This is a genomic window from Brevibacterium sp. (genome assembly GCF_022712115.1).
Lineage (GTDB): Bacteria > Actinomycetota > Actinomycetes > Actinomycetales > Brevibacteriaceae > Brevibacterium > Brevibacterium salitolerans.
Genome location: NZ_JALAHB010000158.1, coordinates 1 through 16,354, shown reverse-complemented (window position 1 = coordinate 16,354; position 16,354 = coordinate 1). Strand labels below are relative to the sequence as shown.

Below are 16,354 nucleotides of genomic sequence, written 5' to 3'. Positions count from 1 at the left end.
GGCCGCGGGGCCCGCCCTCAGATGCCCTCGTCGTCCACCTCGTCGCGATAGGCGGCCGTCACGCCGCGGAGCGCATCGCCCAGCTGATGGATGCGCAGGGCGTTCGTGGAGCCCGGGATCCCCGGCGGCGAGCCGGCGACGATCACGCACAGCTCGCCCTCCTCCGCGATCCCCTGCTGCAGGAGGGTGCGGTCGACCTGCCGGGCCATCTGGTCCGTGTGGTGGACCTGGCGGACCAGGTACGAGGTCACGCCCCAGCTGAGTTCGAGCTGGTTGGCGACCCGCTCGTCGGGGGTGAAGGCGAGCACCGGGCGGCGCTGCCGCAGCCGGGACATCCGGCGGACCGAGTCCCCGGACTGGGTGAAGGTGCACAGGAGGTCGATGCCCAGCTGCTCCGCGATGCTCACCGCGGCCGCGGTCACGGCGCCGCCGCGGGTGTGCGGCTCCGTCCCGAGCGGCGGGATCCGGTCCAGTCCGTGCTGCTCCGTCGACTCGATGATGCGCGCCATGGTCCGCACGGCCTCCCGCCAGTGCGCGCCCACGGAGGTCTCCCCGGAGAGCATGAGGGCGTCCGCCCCGTCCAGCACGGCGTTGGCGCAGTCGCTGGCCTCCGCACGGGTGGGCCGGGGGGCGTCGATCATCGACTCGAGCATCTGCGTGGCGACGATCACCGGCTTCGCCTGCCGGCGCGCCAGCTCCACGGCACGCTTCTGGACGATCGGCACCTCCTCGAGCGGCAGCTCCACCCCCAGGTCGCCCCGGGCCACCATGATGCCGTCGAAGGCGTCGACGATCTCCCGCAGGTTGTCCACGGCCTGCGGCTTCTCCAGCTTGGCCATGAGGGGGACCCAGACGCCCTCCTCCGCCATGATCGCCCGGACGTCCGCGGCGTCCGCGGCGGAGCGGACGAAGCTCAGAGCCACCCAGTCGATGCCGGCACGCAGCCCCCAGCGGAGATCCGCGATGTCCTTCTCGCTCATCGCGGGCACGGAGACCGCCACGCCGGGCAGGTTGATGCCCTTGTGGTCGGAGATCCGGCCGGCGATCTCCACCTCCGTGACGACCTCCGCATCCGTGACCTCGACGGCGCGCAGCCGGATGCGCCCGTCGTCGATGAGCAGCGGATCGCCGGGCTCCACGTCGCCGGGCAGACCCGCATAGGTCGTGGAGACGCGCGCGGCGTCGCCGGGCACGTCCGCCGTGGTGATGGTGAAGCGGTCGCCCGCGCGCAGCTCCGGCCTCTGCCCGTCCGCGAAGGTGCCCACGCGGATCTTGGGCCCCTGCAGGTCGAGGAGGGCGCCGGCCGTGCGACCCGAGTCGCGGGCCGCCGACCGGAGCCACTCCAGACGCACCGCGTGATCCGCGTGGGTGCCGTGGCTGAGGTTGAATCGCGCGACGTTCATGCCCTCGTCGAGCAGGGCGCGCATGTCCTCGTAGGAGTTCTGGGCTGGGCCGAGTGTGGCGACGATCTTCGCATGCCTCATGCGCACCAGCCTAGTCCATGCCGATGCTGGTCAGACCCCTATCGCCTGGTCGTGTGCGGTGACCGGGGCCGGCAGGGCGGTCTCCCCCATGAGGTGCCGGTCCACGGCCGCCGCGGCGGCCCGGCCCTCCGCGATCGCCCACACGATGAGCGACTGCCCGCGTCCGGCGTCGCCGGCGACGAACACGCCCGGCAGGGCAGTGGAGTAGTCGGCCGACCGCGCCAGTGCACGGCCGGAGAGCTCGAGCCCCCACTCCTCCAGCTCCGGGGTCTCCGGGCCGGTGAAGCCCATCGCGATGAGGACGAGGTCCGCCGGGATCTCCTCCTCCGTCCCCGCCTGCGGGACGCGACCGGCGTCCGTGTACTCCGTGCGTGCGACGCTGAGCGCCCGCACCCGGCCCTCCGCATCGCCCACCGCGCGGACGGTCGAGGCGAGGAACCGCCGCTCGCCGCCCTCCTCGTGGCTCGTCGAGACCTCGAACACCCGGGGCGTGGTGGGCCAGGGCTGATCGTCGGGGCGCTCCAGCGGAGGCTGGACGCCGATCGCGAGGCTCGTGACCGAGGCCGCGCCCTGACGCAGGGCCGTGCCGACGCAGTCGGAGCCGGTGTCGCCGCCGCCGATCACCACGACGTGCCTGCCCGCCGCATCGATGACGGGACCGTCCTCGCCCGCCTGCTGCCGGTTCACCGGGACGAGGTAGTCCATCGCGAAGTGGACGCCGTCGAGCTCCCGTCCGGGCACCGCGAGTTCACGCGGGACGACCGCGCCGGTGCACACGACGACCGCGTCCACGCGGGCGGCGAGATCCTCCCAGGACAGGTCGACGCCCACGTGGACGCCGGTGCGGAAGCGCGTGCCCTCCGCCCGCATCTGCCTGAGCCTGCGGTCGATGTGGTGCTTCTCCAGCTTGAAGTCCGGGATGCCGTAGCGGAGCAGGCCGCCCACCCGGTCCTCGCGCTCGTAGACGACGACGGTGTGCCCGGCGCGGGTGAGCTGCTGCGCGCAGGCGAGCCCGGCGGGACCGGAGCCCACGACCGCGACGGTGCGCCCCGACATCCTCTCCGGCACCTGCGGCGTGACGAGCCCGTCCTCGAAGGCCCGGTCGATGATCGTGACCTCGACGTTCTTGATGGTCACGGCGGGCTGGTTGATCCCCAGCACGCAGGAGTCCTCGCAGGGTGCGGGGCAGGCGCGCCCCGTGAACTCGGGGAAGTTGTTCGTGGCGTGGAGGAGCTCGCTGGCGCGCTCGGTCTGGCCCCGCCACATCGCATCGTTGAACTCGGGAATGAGGTTGCCCAGCGGACAGCCCCGGTGGCAGAACGGCACGCCGCAGTCCATGCAGCGGCCCGCCTGTCGGATGAATGCGGCGCCGTCCTGCCGCTCCTGGATCTCCCGGTGGTCGAGCAGGCGCACGGGCACGGGACGCTTGGGCGGCAGCTCGCGCTCGCGGACGGTGAGGAAGCCTGTGGGGTCAGCCATGGGTGGTCTCCAGGATGCGGGTCCAGGCATCTGGACCATCGGGGTCTGTGCCGTCGGCCTCCGCCTGTGCGCGGATGGCGGTGACGGAGAGGTAGTCGGCGGGGACGAGGGTGGTGAAGCGGCCGAAGACGTCCTCCCCGCGGTCCAGCCGCGCGAACAGCGAGGTAACAAGGGGGGAGCCTGTCCGGGCAAGGTGCTCCGTGAGGATGCCGCGGAGCTCCTGGGCCTCCTCGCCGGAGAGGGCGCGCAGCCGGAAGCGGCCCGCCCTCCGGTCGTCCGTGTTCAGCCTGTCCGGGTTGAAGTCGAGGAGGTAGGCGGTGCCGCCGGACATGCCGGCGGCGAAGTTCCGGCCCACTGGGCCCAGGATCACCGCGGTGCCGCCGGTCATGTACTCCAGGGCGTGATCGCCCACGCCCTCCGCCACGGCGGTGGCGCCGGAGTTGCGCACCAGGAAGCGCTCGCCCACCTGGCCGGACAGGAACAGCCTGCCCGAGGTTGCGCCGTAGCCGATCACGTTGCCCGCGATAACGTGGTCCTCGGGCCGGAACTCCGCACCCGCGGAGGCGCCCCGCGGCCCGGCGGAGACCGGCGCCACGGAGATGATGCCCCCGGACAGGCCCTTGCCCACGTAGTCGTTGGCGTCGCCCGTGTGGGTGATCGTCACGCCCGCGGGCAGGAAGGCCCCGAGCGACTGCCCGGCGCTGCCGGTGAGCCGCAGCTCGAGGGTGTCGTCGTCGAGTTCGTCGACGCCGTGCTCGACCGTCACCCGGTGGCCCAGCATGGTGCCGACCGACCGGTCCACGTTCGTCACCGGCCGCTCCAGCACGAGCCGGCGGCGGGAGCGGATGGCCTCCCCGGCCTCGCGGATGAGCGGGGTGTCGAAGTGCTCCCCGAGGCGGTGGTCCTGTCCCACCGTCCGCTTGCGGACCTCCGCGATCTCCCCCGCCGCGGTGCGCGGGACCGTGAGGATGTCGCTCACGTCCAGTCCCGCGGCCTTCCAGTGGCTGATCGCGCGGGTGCGGTCCAGGAGTTCGACCCGGCCGATCGCCTCGTCGAGGCTGCGGAACCCCAGCTCGGCGAGCAGCTCGCGCACCTCCTCGGCGATGTACTCGAAGAAGGTCACGACGAACTCCGGCTTCCCGCTGAACCGGCCGCGCAGCTCGGGATTCTGGGTCGCAACCCCCACTGGGCAGGTGTCCTTGTGGCACACGCGCATCATGATGCAGCCGCTCACCACCAGCGGCGCGGTGGCGAAGCCGAACTCCTCGGCGCCCAGGAGCGCGGCGATGACGACGTCGCGACCGGTCTTGAGCTGTCCGTCCACCTGCACGGACACGCGCTCGCGCAGACCCGACTGGATGAGCGTCTGCTGCGCCTCCGCCAGCCCCAGCTCCCAGGGGACGCCGGCGTGCTTGAGCGAGTTGAGCGGGCTCGCGCCCGTGCCGCCGTCGTGGCCGGAGATGAGCACGACGTCCGCCTGGGCCTTCGCCACGCCCGAGGCCACGGTGCCCACCCCGGACGAGGCCACGAGCTTGACGTGGACCCGAGCGGCGGGGTTGGCCCGCTTGAGGTCGTGGATGAGCTGCGCGAGGTCCTCGATGGAGTAGATGTCGTGATGCGGCGGGGGCGAGATGAGCCCCACCCCGGGGGTCGCGTGCCGGGTGCGTGCCACCCAGGGGTAGACCTTGGACGGGGGCAGCTGTCCGCCCTCGCCCGGCTTGGCCCCCTGGGCCATCTTGATCTGGATGTCGTCCGCCTCCGTGAGGTAGAGGCTGGTGACCCCGAAGCGTCCGCTCGCCACCTGCTTGATGGCCGACCGGCGCTCCGGGTCCAGCAGGCGCTCGACGTCCTCGCCGCCCTCCCCGGTGTTGGACTTCGCGCCCAGCCGGTTCATCGCGATCGCCAGCGTCTCGTGGGCCTCCTGCGAGAGCGAGCCGTAGCTCATCGCGCCGGTGGAGAAGCGCTTGACGATCTCCGAGACCGGCTCGACCTCCTCGAGGGGGACGGGGCCGCCGGGCGCAGGGCGCAGGTCGAACAGCCCGCGGAGCGTGAGCAGCTCCTCCGCCTGCGCATTCACCCGCCCGGTGTAGTCCTTGAAGATGTCGTACCTGCGGGTGCGGGTGGAGTGCTGCAGCCGGAACACCGTCTCCGGGTCGAAGAGGTGCGGCGGGCCCTCGCGGCGCCAGGAGTACTCCCCGCCCACCTCGAGCGGCCGGTGCGGCACCGGATTGGAGTCCATGGGGTAGGCGGCCCGGTGGCGGGCCTCGACCTCGGCGGCGATGCCGTCCAGGCCGATCCCCTCCAGCCGGGCGCGGGTCCCGGTGAAGAACTCCTCCACGAGGCTCGAGGACAGGCCGAGCGCCTCGAAGGTCTGCGCGGCATGGTAGGAGTGCACCGTCGAGATGCCCATCTTGGACATGACCTTGAGCAGGCCCTTGCCCAGCGCCCGGAGCACGTTGCGCACCGCGGTGTCCTCGTCCACGCCCGTCACCCGGCCCTCGCGCACCATGGCCGCCGCCGTCTCCATCGCGAGATAGGGATTCACCGCCGAGGCGCCGAAGCCGATGAGCGCGGCCACGTGGTGGACCTCCCGCACGTCCCCGGCCTCCACGAGGAGGGAGACGCGCGTGCGGGTCCGCCGGCGGATGAGGTGGTGGTGCAGCGCCGAGGTGACGAGCAGGGACGGGATGGGGGCGAGCTCCGCGTTGGAGTCGCGGTCGGACAGCACGAGGAACCGCGCCCCCGCGGCGATCGCCTCGTCCGCCACCGCGCAGAGGTCGTCGATGCGCCGCCGCAGGCTCGCGCCGCCGCCCGGACGGTAGCGGGCGCGCAGGACCGTCGTCGCCGGCCCCCGCCCGCCGTGCGAGCGCTCCTGCGGGAGGTGGACGAACGCGGCGAGGTGCTCGTTGTCGATGACGGGGTACGGCAGGTCCACCTGGAAGATGTCCTGCGGCCCGTCGGCCAGCAGGTTGCCCTCGCTGCCGATGCCCACGCTCACGGAGGTGACGAGCGCCTCGCGGATCGCGTCCAGCGGCGGATTGGTCACCTGGGCGAAGCGCTGGGCGAAGTAGTCGAAGAGCAGCCGGGGACGCTGGGCGAACGCGGCGATGGGCGCGTCGGAGCCCATGGCGCCGAGGGGTTCGGCCCCGGTCTCCGCCATCGGGCCCACGAGGATGCGCAGCTCCTCGTCCGTGTAGCCGAACGTGCGCTGCCGGCGCTCCACCGAGGCCCGCGGGTACGTGACCCGCTCGCGCTCGGGGAGTTCGCCGAGGTCCATCGTGGTCGCGGCGACCCACTCGTCGTAGGGCGCCTCCGCACCCAGCCGCGCCTTGATCTCCGTGTCCGAGACGATGCGGCCGGCACGGGTGTCCACGAGGAACATGCGGCCGGGGCGCACGCGGCCGCGCGCCAGCACCTGCTCCTCCGGCAGGTCGATGACCCCGGACTCGCTGGCGAGCACCACGGTGTCCTCCGTGAGGGTGTACCGCGCCGGCCGCAGGCCGTTGCGGTCCAGCACGGCGCCCACCAGCTCGCCGTCCGTGAAGGAGACGCAGGCGGGGCCGTCCCAGGCCTCCATGAGGAGGGCGTGGTAGCGGTAGAAGGACCGGCGCTGCTCGGAGACGTGCGGATCCGACTGCCAGGCCTCGGGGATGAGCATCGCCATGGCGTGCGGCAGCGAGCGGCCGGACATCACGAGCAGCTCGAGGACCTCGTCCAGGGTGCCGGAATCGGACAGGTGCGGGTTGATCACCGGGAACAGGCGGGCGAGGTCCGCGTTGGAGCCGTCGCCGTCTGGGGAGGCCAGCAGCTGACAGGCGAGCTCGGACTCGCGCGCGGCCATCCAGTTGCGGTTGCCCCGCACCGTGTTGATCTCGCCGTTGTGGGCGAGCATGCGGAACGGCTGCGCGAGCGGCCAGGACGGGAAGGTGTTGGTGGAGAAGCGGGAGTGGACGATCGCGATGCGCGTGGCGAAGCGGCTGTCCGAGAGGTCCGGGTAGAACGGCTCCAGCTGGCCCGTGCTCACCATGCCCTTGTAGACGAGCGTGCGGGTGGACAGCGACGGGAAGTAGACCCCGGCGTGCTCGGCGCGCTTGCGCAGCGCGAAGGCCCGGCGGTCGAGGGCCCAGGGGTCCGTCTCGCCCGCGGCGGTCGTGGCGAGCGGCCGGGCCGGGTCCGCGGTGAGGAAGACCTGCGCGAAGTGCGGCATCGCCGCCCGCGCGGAGGCGCCCAGCACCGTGGGGTCGACGGGAACCTCCCGCCACCCGAGCACGGTGAGCGCCTCCTCGGCGGCCAGCCCGGCGACGAGCTCGCGCCCGGAGGCGGGATCGTCCGCGTCGAGGAAGGCGGTGCCGACGGCGTACTCGCCGGGGCCCGGCAGGGGGAAGTCCGTGACGGCGGAGAGGAACGCGTGCGGGACCTGCACGTTGATGCCCGCGCCGTCGCCGGTGCCCTCGTCGCCGCCCACGCCGCCGCGGTGCTCCATGTTCCGCAGGGCGGTGAGCGCCTGGGTCACCACGGCGTGGTCCGCGTCTCCGCGGTAGCGGGCGATGAAGGCCAGGCCGCAGGCGTCGTGCTCGTCGGTGGGATCAGCAAGTCCGTGCGCCGGAGGCCTCCCGGAGTGGGGGAGCTCGGGATGCGGTCGTGCGGAGGCAGGTCTCATGGGAGCACCGCCCTTCCTGGTCGTGGGACTGGTCCACAGCCAACGGCGCTGTCGGTGCTGCGCGGAGCGGGGCCTGCGCCTGTGACGGCAGTCACCCTGCACTCCTGAGACGGGAACTTTACACGCTCGGCGGCACGCAGTCACGCGCCGTCTCAGGATGCGAAACCGCAGACGACGAAACCCCTCACCGCGTGCGGTGAGGGGTGACGGACGGGCCTGTCGGCGGGAAGGTCACGGGGAGGCTAGCCGCGGTCCCGGTCCTGTGCCTCCCCGTCCTTCCGCCCCGGTGCGGGCGTGGACCGCTGGTCCAGCTGGGGCACGATCGAGATGGTCGAGGTCATGGCACCGAAGAAGCCGAATCCGCGGGCGGCTGCGGGAGTATCGGCGGCATCCCCCGGATCCGCGGCGGCGCGACGGCGGGCCTCCTCCGCGCGCCGGCGGCGCCTCCGCAGCCGCAGCGCGACGAGCAGCGCGGCCCCTGCCGCGAGGAGACAGGCGAGACAGGCGAGGAGAGCCGGCAGAGCGAAGTCAGCGATCGCGCACTCCCTCCGCGAACTCCCCGGCCAGCGCGGCGACGGCGGCCGGGCCCTCGTCCTGCAGGGCGCGCACGAAGGCGGACCCGACGATGACGCCGTCGGCGTAGGCGGCGACCTCTGCCGCCTGCGCACGGGTGGAGACGCCGAGGCCCACGCACACGTTCTCCGCGCCCGCGGCCCGCGTGCGGGCGACCAGGTCCTCCGCACGCGCACCCACCTGGGCGCGCAGGCCCGTCACGCCCATCGTCGAGGCCGCGTAGACGAAGCCGCGGGAGGCGGCGGCGATGCGCACCAGGCGCTCGTCCGGGGACGAGGGCGCGGCGAGGAAGATCCTGTCGAGCCCGTGCGCGTCCGAGGCCGCGATCCAGTCCTCGGCCTCGTCCGGGACCAGGTCCGGTGTGATGATCCCGGCTCCCCCGGCGTTCGCGAGGTCCCTGGCGTAGGCGTCCACGCCGTACTGGAGGATGAGGTTCCAGTAGCTCATCACGACGGGGACGGCGCCCGCGGCGGCGACCGCCTCGATGGCCCGGAAGCCGTCGGCCACGCGAGTGCCGTTCGCCAGCGCCTGCACGGCCGCCGCCTCGATGACGGGCCCGTCCATGCCGGGGTCCGTGTAGGGCAGGCCCACCTCGACGATGTCCGCTCCCCCGGCGACCAGCGCCCGCACGCCCTCCAGGGATCCCTTGAGCGTGGGCGCTCCCACCGGCAGGTAGCCGATGAGCGCGGCACGGCCCTCCTCGCGGCAGGCCGCGAGCACGTCAGCAGTGGTCATTCGCTCTGCTCCCCTTCGTCGTCGAGGTAGCCGAACCAGCGTCCGGCGGTGGTCACGTCCTTGTCCCCGCGGCCGGAGAGGCAGATGAGGATGGTGGAGTCCGGTCCGGTCTCCCGGCCCAGCGCCAGGGCTCCGGCGAGGGCGTGGGAGCTCTCGATGGCCGGGATGATCCCCTCCGTGCGGCACAGGAGGGCGAAGGCGTCCATCGCCTCGGCGTCCGTGACGGGACGGTACTCCGCGCGACCGCTCGCGTGCAGCCACGCGTGCTCCGGCCCCACGCCGGAGTAGTCGAGGCCCGCGGAGATCGAATGGCTCTCCAGCGTCTGCCCGTCGGAGTCCTGGAGCTGGTACGAGCGGGCTCCGTGGAGCACCCCCACCGTCCCCTTCGTGAGCGTGGCCGCGTGGCGGGGGGTGTCGATGCCGTCCCCGGCTGCCTCGCAGCCGATCAGGCGCACGCCCGGATCCTCGATGAAGGCGTGGAAGGCGCCGATCGCGTTCGAGCCGCCGCCCACGCACGCCACGACCGCGTCCGGCAGCGCGCCGGTGCGCTCGCGCACCTGGGCGCGGGCCTCCAGACCGATGATCCGCTGGAACTCGCGGACCATGAGCGGGAAGGGATGCGGCCCGGCCACCGTGCCGAACACGTAGTGGGTGGACTCCACGGAGGCCACCCAGTCGCGGAAGGTCTCGTTGATCGCGTCCTTGAGCGTGGCGGTGCCGGCCGCCACGGAGGTGACCTCCGCTCCCAGGAGGCGCATCCGCGCCACGTTGAGCGCCTGCCGCTCCACGTCGACGGCGCCCATGTAGATGCGGCACTCCATGCCCAGCAGCGCTGCGGCCGTGGCGGTGGCGACGCCGTGCTGCCCCGCCCCCGTCTCCGCGATCAGCCGGGTCTTGCCCAGCCGCTTGGCGAGCAGGCCCTGGCCCAGGGCGTTGTTGATCTTGTGGCTGCCCGTGTGGTTGAGGTCCTCGCGCTTGAGCAGGATCCGGGCCCCGCCGGCGTGCTCGGCGAAGCGCGGGGCCTCGGTGAGCAGGCTCGGACGGCCCACGTACTCGGTGAGCAGGCGGCGGTACTCCGCCCGGAACCCGTCGTCGAGGACGGCCTTGGAGAAGGCCTCGCCGATCTCCTCGCACGCCGGGATCAGCGCCTCGGGGATGTAGCGCCCGCCGAACTCGCCGAACCGCGGGCCCTGCGGCAGCGCGGAGTCGGGAGCCGAGAACTGTTCGGGCATGGACGTGTCTGTCATTCGGTGGTCACTCCTGGGTGGGGGCGGACGCGGCTGCCGCGCCTGCGGCGGTGAACCGGGCGACGGCGGACTCGGGATCGCCGTCCTTCACGAGCGCCTCACCCACCAGCACGAGCCCGGCACCGGCCGCGGCGTACGCCGCGACGGAGTCCGCGTCGCTCACGCCGGACTCCGCGACGAGGCGGGTGCCGGCTGGCGCATGTGCGGCGAGCGGACGGAAGCGGGCGGGATCCACGCTCAGGTCCTTGAGGTTGCGGGTGTTCACGCCGACCAGCTCCGCACCGGCGTCCCGGGCGCGGTCGAGCTCCGCCGCGGTGTGGGTCTCGACCAGTGCGGCCATGCCCAGCGCACGGCTGAGGGCGAGGAACTCCCCCAGCTGCGCGTCGCTGAGCGCGGCGACGATGAGGAGCACGATGTCCGCACCGTGGGCGCGGGCCTCGTGGAACTGGTACTCCTCGACCATGAAGTCCTTGCGGAGCACCGGCACGTCCACGGCGGCGCGGACGGCGTCGAGGTCCGCAAGCGTGCCCGCGAACCGGCGGCTCTCCGTGAGCACGCTGATCGCCGCGGCACCGCCGCGGGCGTAGGCGCCCGCCAGCGCCGCCGGGTCCGGGATCGCGGCGAGCTCGCCCTTGGACGGGGAGGACCGCTTCACCTCGCAGATGAGGCCGAACTCCTCGTCCGCCGGGAAGGGCCGGACGGCCGGGGCCTGCTCGGCCTGTGCGCGGACGGCCTCGAGCGGGAGTGCCCGCCGGCGTGCGTCGAGGTCCTCCCGCACCCCGGCGACGATCGCGTCGAGAACCGTCACCGGCGCGGCTTGCCCTTGCCGGCCAGCCGCATGACGAAGCCTGCCAGCAGGCCCACCACGGCGACGGCCCCGCCGCCCCAGAACACGGCCGGGGACGCCACGATGTTGCCGTAGGTCGAGATGCAGATGCCCACGAGCATGATGAACACGCCGGTCCAGGCGGCTGCGGTGTTGCCGTGGCCGGGGTCCTGGATGGCCGCGTAGTCGATCGAGGCCTTGTCGAGGTCGTGGGCTCCGTTGCGGACGGTGGGTGACATGTCTCTCCTGGGATGAGGTCAGGTGGGTGGACTGGGATCCATTGTCGCATGCGCGCGGCACACGCTCAGCTCGGGTCCTCCCCGCGGGAGAGCGCGTCCCACGCCGCGGTGGGATCCTCCTCGGGATCCGCCGGCGCGGCCGCGGAGCGCTCGTAGCGCGAGGAGGTCTGCCAGCTCCCGCTCGCGCGCGCCGCGCACACCGCGAAGACGACCGTGAGCGCCCCCACGGCGACGGTCGGCCAGACGGAGGCGGCGGGAGCAGTGCCCGCGGCGGCCGCGCCGACCGCGAGGGCGCCGAGGCCCGTCAGCCCCGTCAGCCCCAGCACCACGTAGCGGCCTACCCGGGAGAGCATCGCCAGGAGCAGCGAGGACACCGCGAGGACCGCCGCGGCGGCCGTGAGCAGCGGGTGTCCGGTCTCCCCGGACGCGGCCGCCGTCTGCGCCACGCCCGGCACCTGCGTCGCGGGGTCGACGGTCTCGGCCGTCCACGGACGCCCGGACAGGAACCAGAGCGCCCCTGCGAGCACGAGCTGCAGCACGACGGTGCGGCCCTTGGTGAGCAGCGCGCTCATGCCGGCCCTCCGGCCGCGCGCAGCGTCTGGGCGGCCGCCGCCGCACGCAGCACCGCCGTGGCCTTCGTCCGGCACTCCGCCAGCTCGGACTCGGGATCGGAGTCCGCGACGATGCCGGCGCCCGCGGACACGGTCAGCAGGCCCTCGCGCATGATGCCGGTGCGGATGGCGATCGCGACGTCGAGGTCGCCGGTGAAGGAGAGATAGCCCACGACTCCACCGTAGACCCCTCGCGCCGTCGGTTCGAGTCTGTCGATGATCTCCAGGGCGCGCGGCTTGGGCGCCCCGGACAGCGTGCCGGCCGGGAAGGTCGCGCGCAGCACGTCCACCCCGTCGACGCCGGCGGCGGTCTCGCCCGTGACGGTGGAGACGATGTGCATGATGTGGCTGTAGCGCTCGATCTCCATGAATTGCACGACGTCCACCGTTCCCGGCCGGCTGATCTTCGCGAGGTCGTTGCGGGCCAGGTCGACGAGCATGAGGTGCTCCGCCCGCTCCTTCTCGTCCGCCAGGAGGTCCGCGGCCAGCGCGCGGTCCTCCGCCGGCGTCGCGCCGCGGGGGCGGGATCCGGCGATCGGGTTGGTCCGCACCCGCCCGCCGGAGACCGTCACGAGGGCCTCGGGCGAGGAGCCCACGATGGTGAGCGGGCCGCCGGACGGCACGGGCACGTCGAGGAGGTACATGTAGGGGCTGGGGTTCGTGGTCCGCAGCATGCGGTACACGTCCGTCGGGGAGGCGTCGACGTAGGAGTCGAAGCGCTGTCCCAGCACCACCTGGAAGATCTCGCCGTCCACGATCTCGCGCTTGGCCTCGGCGACCGCCGCGAGGTAGTCGTCCGCGTGCGTGCGCGGCTTCACCTCCGGGTCGGGGAGGCCGTGGACGGCGACGGAGGAGCGCAGGGGCGCGGCGAGGTCCGTGAGCATCGCCTCGATCCGCGCGCTGGCACGCGCATAGGCCGCGTCGATGCCGGACTCCGCCCCGTCGACATTCACGGCGTTGGACACGAGCGTGAGCCGCGAGGTGTAGTGGTCGAGGATCGCGAGATCGCCCGGGATCGAGAGGGAGAGCTCCGGCACCGGGTGCTCCGCCAGCGGGCCCGGACCCAGGTCCTCGAACCTGCGCACCGAGTCCCAGCCCAGGTAGCCCACGAAGGAGGCGACCATGGGCGGCAGCCCGTCGGCGAGCTCCTCGACGCGCAGCAGCTCCAGCGCAGCGCTCAGCGCGGCGTGGGGATCCCCGCCCGTGGGCAGTCCCGCCGGCGGCGTGCCCAGCCAGATCGCCTCCCCGTCCTCCTCCGTGAGCGTGGCGATGGGGCTGCGGCCCACGAAGGAGTAGCGGCTCCACGCGCCCTGCTCCGCGGACTCGAGGAGGAAGCCGCCCGGGCGGCCCTCCGCCAGCCTGCGGTAGAGGCTCAGCGGCGTCTCCTCGTCCGCCAGCACGGTGGTGTGCACGGGCACCAGCCGGTGCCGTGCGCCCATCCGGCGGAACTCCTCCGCGGACGGCGTGAGCGCGGGCGCGCCCTCAGGATGCGTGGTCATGCGCGCGGATCTCCCTTCCCGTGAAGCAGGTCGCGGTGCCGGTGTGGCAGGCCGGGCCCGTCTGCCGGACCTCGTAGAGGAGCGTGTCGCCGTCGCAGTCCGTGCGGACCGCCACGACCTCCTGCACGTGGCCGGAGGTGGCGCCCTTCACCCAGATCTCCTGCCGGGAGCGCGACCAGTACGTGGCGCGGCCGGTCTCGAGCGTGAGCGCGAGGGCCTCGGCGTCCGCCCAGGCGAGCATGAGCACCTCCCGCGTGGCGGTCTCCTGCACGACGACGGGCACGAGCCCGCGGTCGTCGAAGGCGAGTTCAGCGAACCTCGTGTCCGGCATCCGCCAGCGCCTCCTTGATCTCCGCGACGGTGGTCTGGCCGAAGTGCAGGATGCTGGCCGCCAGCACCGCATCCGCCCCGGCGGCGACCGCCGGAGGGAAGTGCGCCGGCTCCCCGGCGCCGCCGGAGGCGATGAGCGGCACGCCCACCGCCGCGCGCACTGCGGCGAGCATCTCGAGGTCGAAGCCGGCCTTCGTGCCGTCCGCGTCGATGCTGTTGAGCAGGATCTCACCGGCCCCCAGCTCCGCGGCCCGTGCCGCCCATTCGACGGCGCAGATGCCGGTCCCCCGGCGGCCGCCGTGGGTGGTGACCTCGAAGCCCGAGGCCGTGCCCGGCTCGCCCGCCGGCACGCGCCGGGCGTCGACGGAGAGCACGAGGACCTGGTTGCCGAACCGCTGGGCGATCTCCGCGACCAGCTCCGGCCGGGCCACCGCCGCGGAGTTGACTCCCACCTTGTCCGCACCGGACTTCAGCAGCCGGTCGACGTCTGCGACGGTGCGCACTCCCCCGCCCACCGTGAGCGGGATGAAGATCTGCTCCGCGCAGCGGGTGACCATGTCATAGGTCGTCGACCGGTCGCCGGTGGTCGCGGTGACGTCGAGGAAGGTGAGCTCGTCGGCGCCCGCCGCGTCGTAGCCGCGCGCGAGCTCCACCGGGTCCCCCGCGTCGCGGAGGTCCGTGAAGTTCACGCCCTTGACCACACGGCCGGCGTCGACGTCCAGGCAGGGGATCACCCGCACCGCGGTCACAGACCCAGCCTCCGGTACTTGGCGATCCGGGTGTCCTGGCGGAGGTAGGCCGGAGTGCGCATGAGGGTGATGAGCTCGTACTCGAGTGTCGCGGAGAGGCGCTCCACGAAGCCCCGCGGATCGTCGGAGGCGTCGACGGGCTCCGCGACGATCCGGTCGATGACCCCGCTGCGCTCCAGCTCGGCGGCCTGGACCTGCTGCTGCTGCGCCATCTCCGCGGCGTGCTCGGTGTCCCGGTGGACGATCGCCGAGGCGCCCTCCGGGGGCAGCGGCGAGAGCCAGCCGTTCTGGGCAGAGAGCACGCGATCCGCCGGGACGAGCGCGAGCGCACCGCCGCCGGAGCCCTCGCCCATGATGACGGAGACGCTGGGGGCGGACAGGTTGATGAGGTCCGCGAGGCTGCGCGCGATCTCGCCCGCCATGCCGCCCTCCTCGGCCTCCTTCGACAGCGCCGCACCGGGGGTGTCGATGATCGTCACCAGCGGGATGCCCAGCTCCGCGGACAGGCGCATGCCGCGGCGGGCCTCGCGCAGGGCTGCGGGGCCCATGGGCTCGCGCCGGTCCTGGCGGAAGCGGTCCTGGCCCAGCACCACGCACGGGGCGGAGCCGAACCGTGCCAACGCCAGCAGCAGACCGGGGTCCTTCTCCCCCTCGCCCGTGCCGCGCAGCGGGAGGACGTGAGTGGCGCCGTGGCGCAGCAGGTCACGGACGCCCGGCCGCTCCGCCCGCCGCGAGGCCGTGATGACGTCCCACGCGGGGCGCTCGTCCGGCTCGTGCGGCCGGGAGTCCGGATCCGGCACCGCCGCCGGCAGCTCGCGCGCACCCAGCAGCACCTCGAGGACCCGTGAGACGGTGACGTGGAGCCGCTCCGGCGGCAGCACGGCGTCGATGAGGCCCCGGCGCTGGAGGTTCTCGCCGGACTGCACGCCGGCCGGGAACTCCTTGCCGTAGAGCTGTTCGAAGACGCGCGGGCCGAGGAAGCCGATGAGCGCGTCCGGCTCCGCCACCGTCACGTGGCCCAGCGAGCCCCAGGAGGCGAACACGCCGCCGGTGGTGGGGTGACGCAGGTAGACGAGGAACGGCAGTCCCGCGCGCTTGTGGGCCGTGACGGCCGCCGTGATCTTCACCATGGAGAGGAACGCGACCGTGCCCTCCTGCATGCGGGTGCCGCCGGAGGCCGGTCCCGCGAGCACCGGCAGGCCCTCCATCGTGGCGCGCTCGAACGCCTCGACGAGCCGCTGCGCGGCCGCCACCCCGATCGAGCCGGCGAGGAACCGGAACTCGCAGGCGATGACGCAGACGCGGCGGCCGTGGATGAGCCCTTCGCCGGTGACGACGGCCTCGTCCACCCCGGACTTCTCCTGTGCCGCGGCGAGTTCGGAGGCGTACTCCTCGCTCACGCCGGCGCCGGGGACGATGGGGGCGGAGTCCCAGGAGACGAAGCTCCCGGTGTCGACGACCATGTCGATGAGCTCGCGTGAGCTGAGTCGCTTGGCCATGTCAGTCCTCCAGCCAGCTGCGGATGACGGATTCGTGCTCGGACAGGCGCGGCGGGGCCAGATGCTCGGTGACCGTGGTCTCCCGCTCGCCGGCCTCCGGGGCGTCGAAGAAGCGCAGCGGCGGTCCGGGCAGGTCGATGGAGCCCGCCGAGGTGTGCTCGGCGGTGATCTTCAGGCCCTGCGAGAGCGCCTGGTCCCAGGCGTAGACCTCCGGCAGCGTGCGCACCCCGCCGGCGGGGATGCCGGCGGCGTCGAGCTTGGCCAGCAGCTCCTCGCCGTCGTAGTCCGCGAAGACGCCCTCGATGACCTCGATGAGCCGGTCGCGGTGGGCGAAGCGGGAGCCGTTGTCCTCGAAGCCGGGGGCGGCCGGGTCGAGGCCGAACGCCTCGCAGAACCGCGTCCACATCTTCTCGTTGCCCACCG

At 73.3% G+C, this 16,354-nt stretch carries 13 protein-coding genes; all 13 read right to left on the bottom strand.

Annotated features, from left to right (window positions below):
- Window positions 1-17: 17 nt before the first annotated feature.
- A complete protein-coding gene (gene pyk, locus Q0A33_RS08920) occupies window positions 18-1,484 on the bottom strand; it encodes a pyruvate kinase (RefSeq protein ID WP_291795240.1) in 1,467 nt (488 codons plus the stop codon).
- A gap of 30 nt (window positions 1,485-1,514) precedes the next feature.
- Window positions 1,515-2,963, bottom strand: a complete 1,449-nt coding sequence (locus Q0A33_RS08915; RefSeq protein ID WP_291795238.1) for a glutamate synthase subunit beta — start codon at window positions 2,961-2,963, stop codon at window positions 1,515-1,517.
- Window positions 2,956-7,623 (bottom strand): glutamate synthase large subunit, encoded by a 4,668-nt coding sequence (gene gltB, locus Q0A33_RS08910; RefSeq protein WP_291795236.1) that lies wholly within the window; start codon window positions 7,621-7,623, stop codon window positions 2,956-2,958. Before gltB ends, Q0A33_RS08915 begins: the two co-directional genes overlap by 8 nt.
- A gap of 528 nt (window positions 7,624-8,151) precedes the next feature.
- Window positions 8,152-8,931, bottom strand: coding sequence for a tryptophan synthase subunit alpha (trpA, locus tag Q0A33_RS08905; RefSeq protein ID WP_291795235.1), 780 nt, complete (start codon window positions 8,929-8,931; stop codon window positions 8,152-8,154).
- Window positions 8,928-10,178, bottom strand: coding sequence for a tryptophan synthase subunit beta (trpB, locus tag Q0A33_RS08900; protein WP_291795233.1), 1,251 nt, complete (start codon window positions 10,176-10,178; stop codon window positions 8,928-8,930). Before trpB ends, trpA begins: the two co-directional genes overlap by 4 nt.
- Window positions 10,179-10,185: 7 nt before the next feature.
- Complete coding sequence (gene trpC, locus Q0A33_RS08895) at window positions 10,186-10,986, bottom strand: indole-3-glycerol phosphate synthase TrpC (RefSeq protein ID WP_291795231.1); 801 nt, start codon at window positions 10,984-10,986, stop codon at window positions 10,186-10,188.
- Entirely contained in the window at window positions 10,983-11,243 is a 261-nt protein-coding gene (locus tag Q0A33_RS08890; protein WP_291795229.1) for an HGxxPAAW family protein, read from the bottom strand. The genes trpC and Q0A33_RS08890 overlap by 4 nt, the downstream gene beginning before the upstream one ends.
- Window positions 11,244-11,308: 65 nt before the next feature.
- On the bottom strand, window positions 11,309-11,815 hold the full coding sequence (locus Q0A33_RS08885; RefSeq protein WP_291795226.1) for a Trp biosynthesis-associated membrane protein: 507 nt from the start codon (window positions 11,813-11,815) through the stop codon (window positions 11,309-11,311).
- The gene (locus tag Q0A33_RS08880; RefSeq protein WP_291795225.1) at window positions 11,812-13,353 is read right to left on the bottom strand and encodes an anthranilate synthase component I; all 1,542 of its coding nucleotides are present in this window, start codon (window positions 13,351-13,353) and stop codon (window positions 11,812-11,814) included. Before Q0A33_RS08880 ends, Q0A33_RS08885 begins: the two co-directional genes overlap by 4 nt.
- A complete protein-coding gene (gene hisI, locus Q0A33_RS08875) occupies window positions 13,337-13,684 on the bottom strand; it encodes a phosphoribosyl-AMP cyclohydrolase (RefSeq protein ID WP_291795223.1) in 348 nt (115 codons plus the stop codon). The genes Q0A33_RS08880 and hisI overlap by 17 nt, the downstream gene beginning before the upstream one ends.
- On the bottom strand, window positions 13,662-14,432 hold the full coding sequence (hisF, locus tag Q0A33_RS08870; RefSeq protein ID WP_291795221.1) for an imidazole glycerol phosphate synthase subunit HisF: 771 nt from the start codon (window positions 14,430-14,432) through the stop codon (window positions 13,662-13,664). Before hisF ends, hisI begins: the two co-directional genes overlap by 23 nt.
- Complete coding sequence (locus Q0A33_RS08865; protein WP_291795219.1) at window positions 14,429-15,931, bottom strand: carboxyl transferase domain-containing protein; 1,503 nt, start codon at window positions 15,929-15,931, stop codon at window positions 14,429-14,431. Before Q0A33_RS08865 ends, hisF begins: the two co-directional genes overlap by 4 nt.
- A gap of 1 nt (window position 15,932) precedes the next feature.
- Window positions 15,933-16,354, bottom strand: a 422-nt coding sequence (locus tag Q0A33_RS08860; protein WP_291795217.1) for a CoA transferase, incomplete at its 5' end; no start/stop codon positions are given.

What these genes read in the sequence shown, in the direction of transcription:
- gltB (WP_291795236.1), bottom strand. Translation starts at nt 7,623, where the DNA reads ATGAGACCTGCCTCCGCACGACCGCATCCCGAGCTCCCCCACTCCGGG.
- hisI (WP_291795223.1), bottom strand. Translation starts at nt 13,684, where the DNA reads ATGCCGGACACGAGGTTCGCTGAACTCGCCTTCGACGACCGCGGGCTC.
- Q0A33_RS08880 (WP_291795225.1), bottom strand. Translation starts at nt 13,353, where the DNA reads ATGACCACGCATCCTGAGGGCGCGCCCGCGCTCACGCCGTCCGCGGAG.
- trpA (WP_291795235.1), bottom strand. Translation starts at nt 8,931, where the DNA reads ATGACCACTGCTGACGTGCTCGCGGCCTGCCGCGAGGAGGGCCGTGCC.
- Q0A33_RS08915 (WP_291795238.1), bottom strand. Translation starts at nt 2,963, where the DNA reads ATGGCTGACCCCACAGGCTTCCTCACCGTCCGCGAGCGCGAGCTGCCG.
- Q0A33_RS08890 (WP_291795229.1), bottom strand. Translation starts at nt 11,243, where the DNA reads ATGTCACCCACCGTCCGCAACGGAGCCCACGACCTCGACAAGGCCTCG.
- pyk (WP_291795240.1), bottom strand. Translation starts at nt 1,484, where the DNA reads ATGAGGCATGCGAAGATCGTCGCCACACTCGGCCCAGCCCAGAACTCC.
- Q0A33_RS08865 (WP_291795219.1), bottom strand. Translation starts at nt 15,931, where the DNA reads ATGGCCAAGCGACTCAGCTCACGCGAGCTCATCGACATGGTCGTCGAC.
- Q0A33_RS08885 (WP_291795226.1), bottom strand. Translation starts at nt 11,815, where the DNA reads ATGAGCGCGCTGCTCACCAAGGGCCGCACCGTCGTGCTGCAGCTCGTG.
- trpB (WP_291795233.1), bottom strand. Translation starts at nt 10,178, where the DNA reads ATGACAGACACGTCCATGCCCGAACAGTTCTCGGCTCCCGACTCCGCG.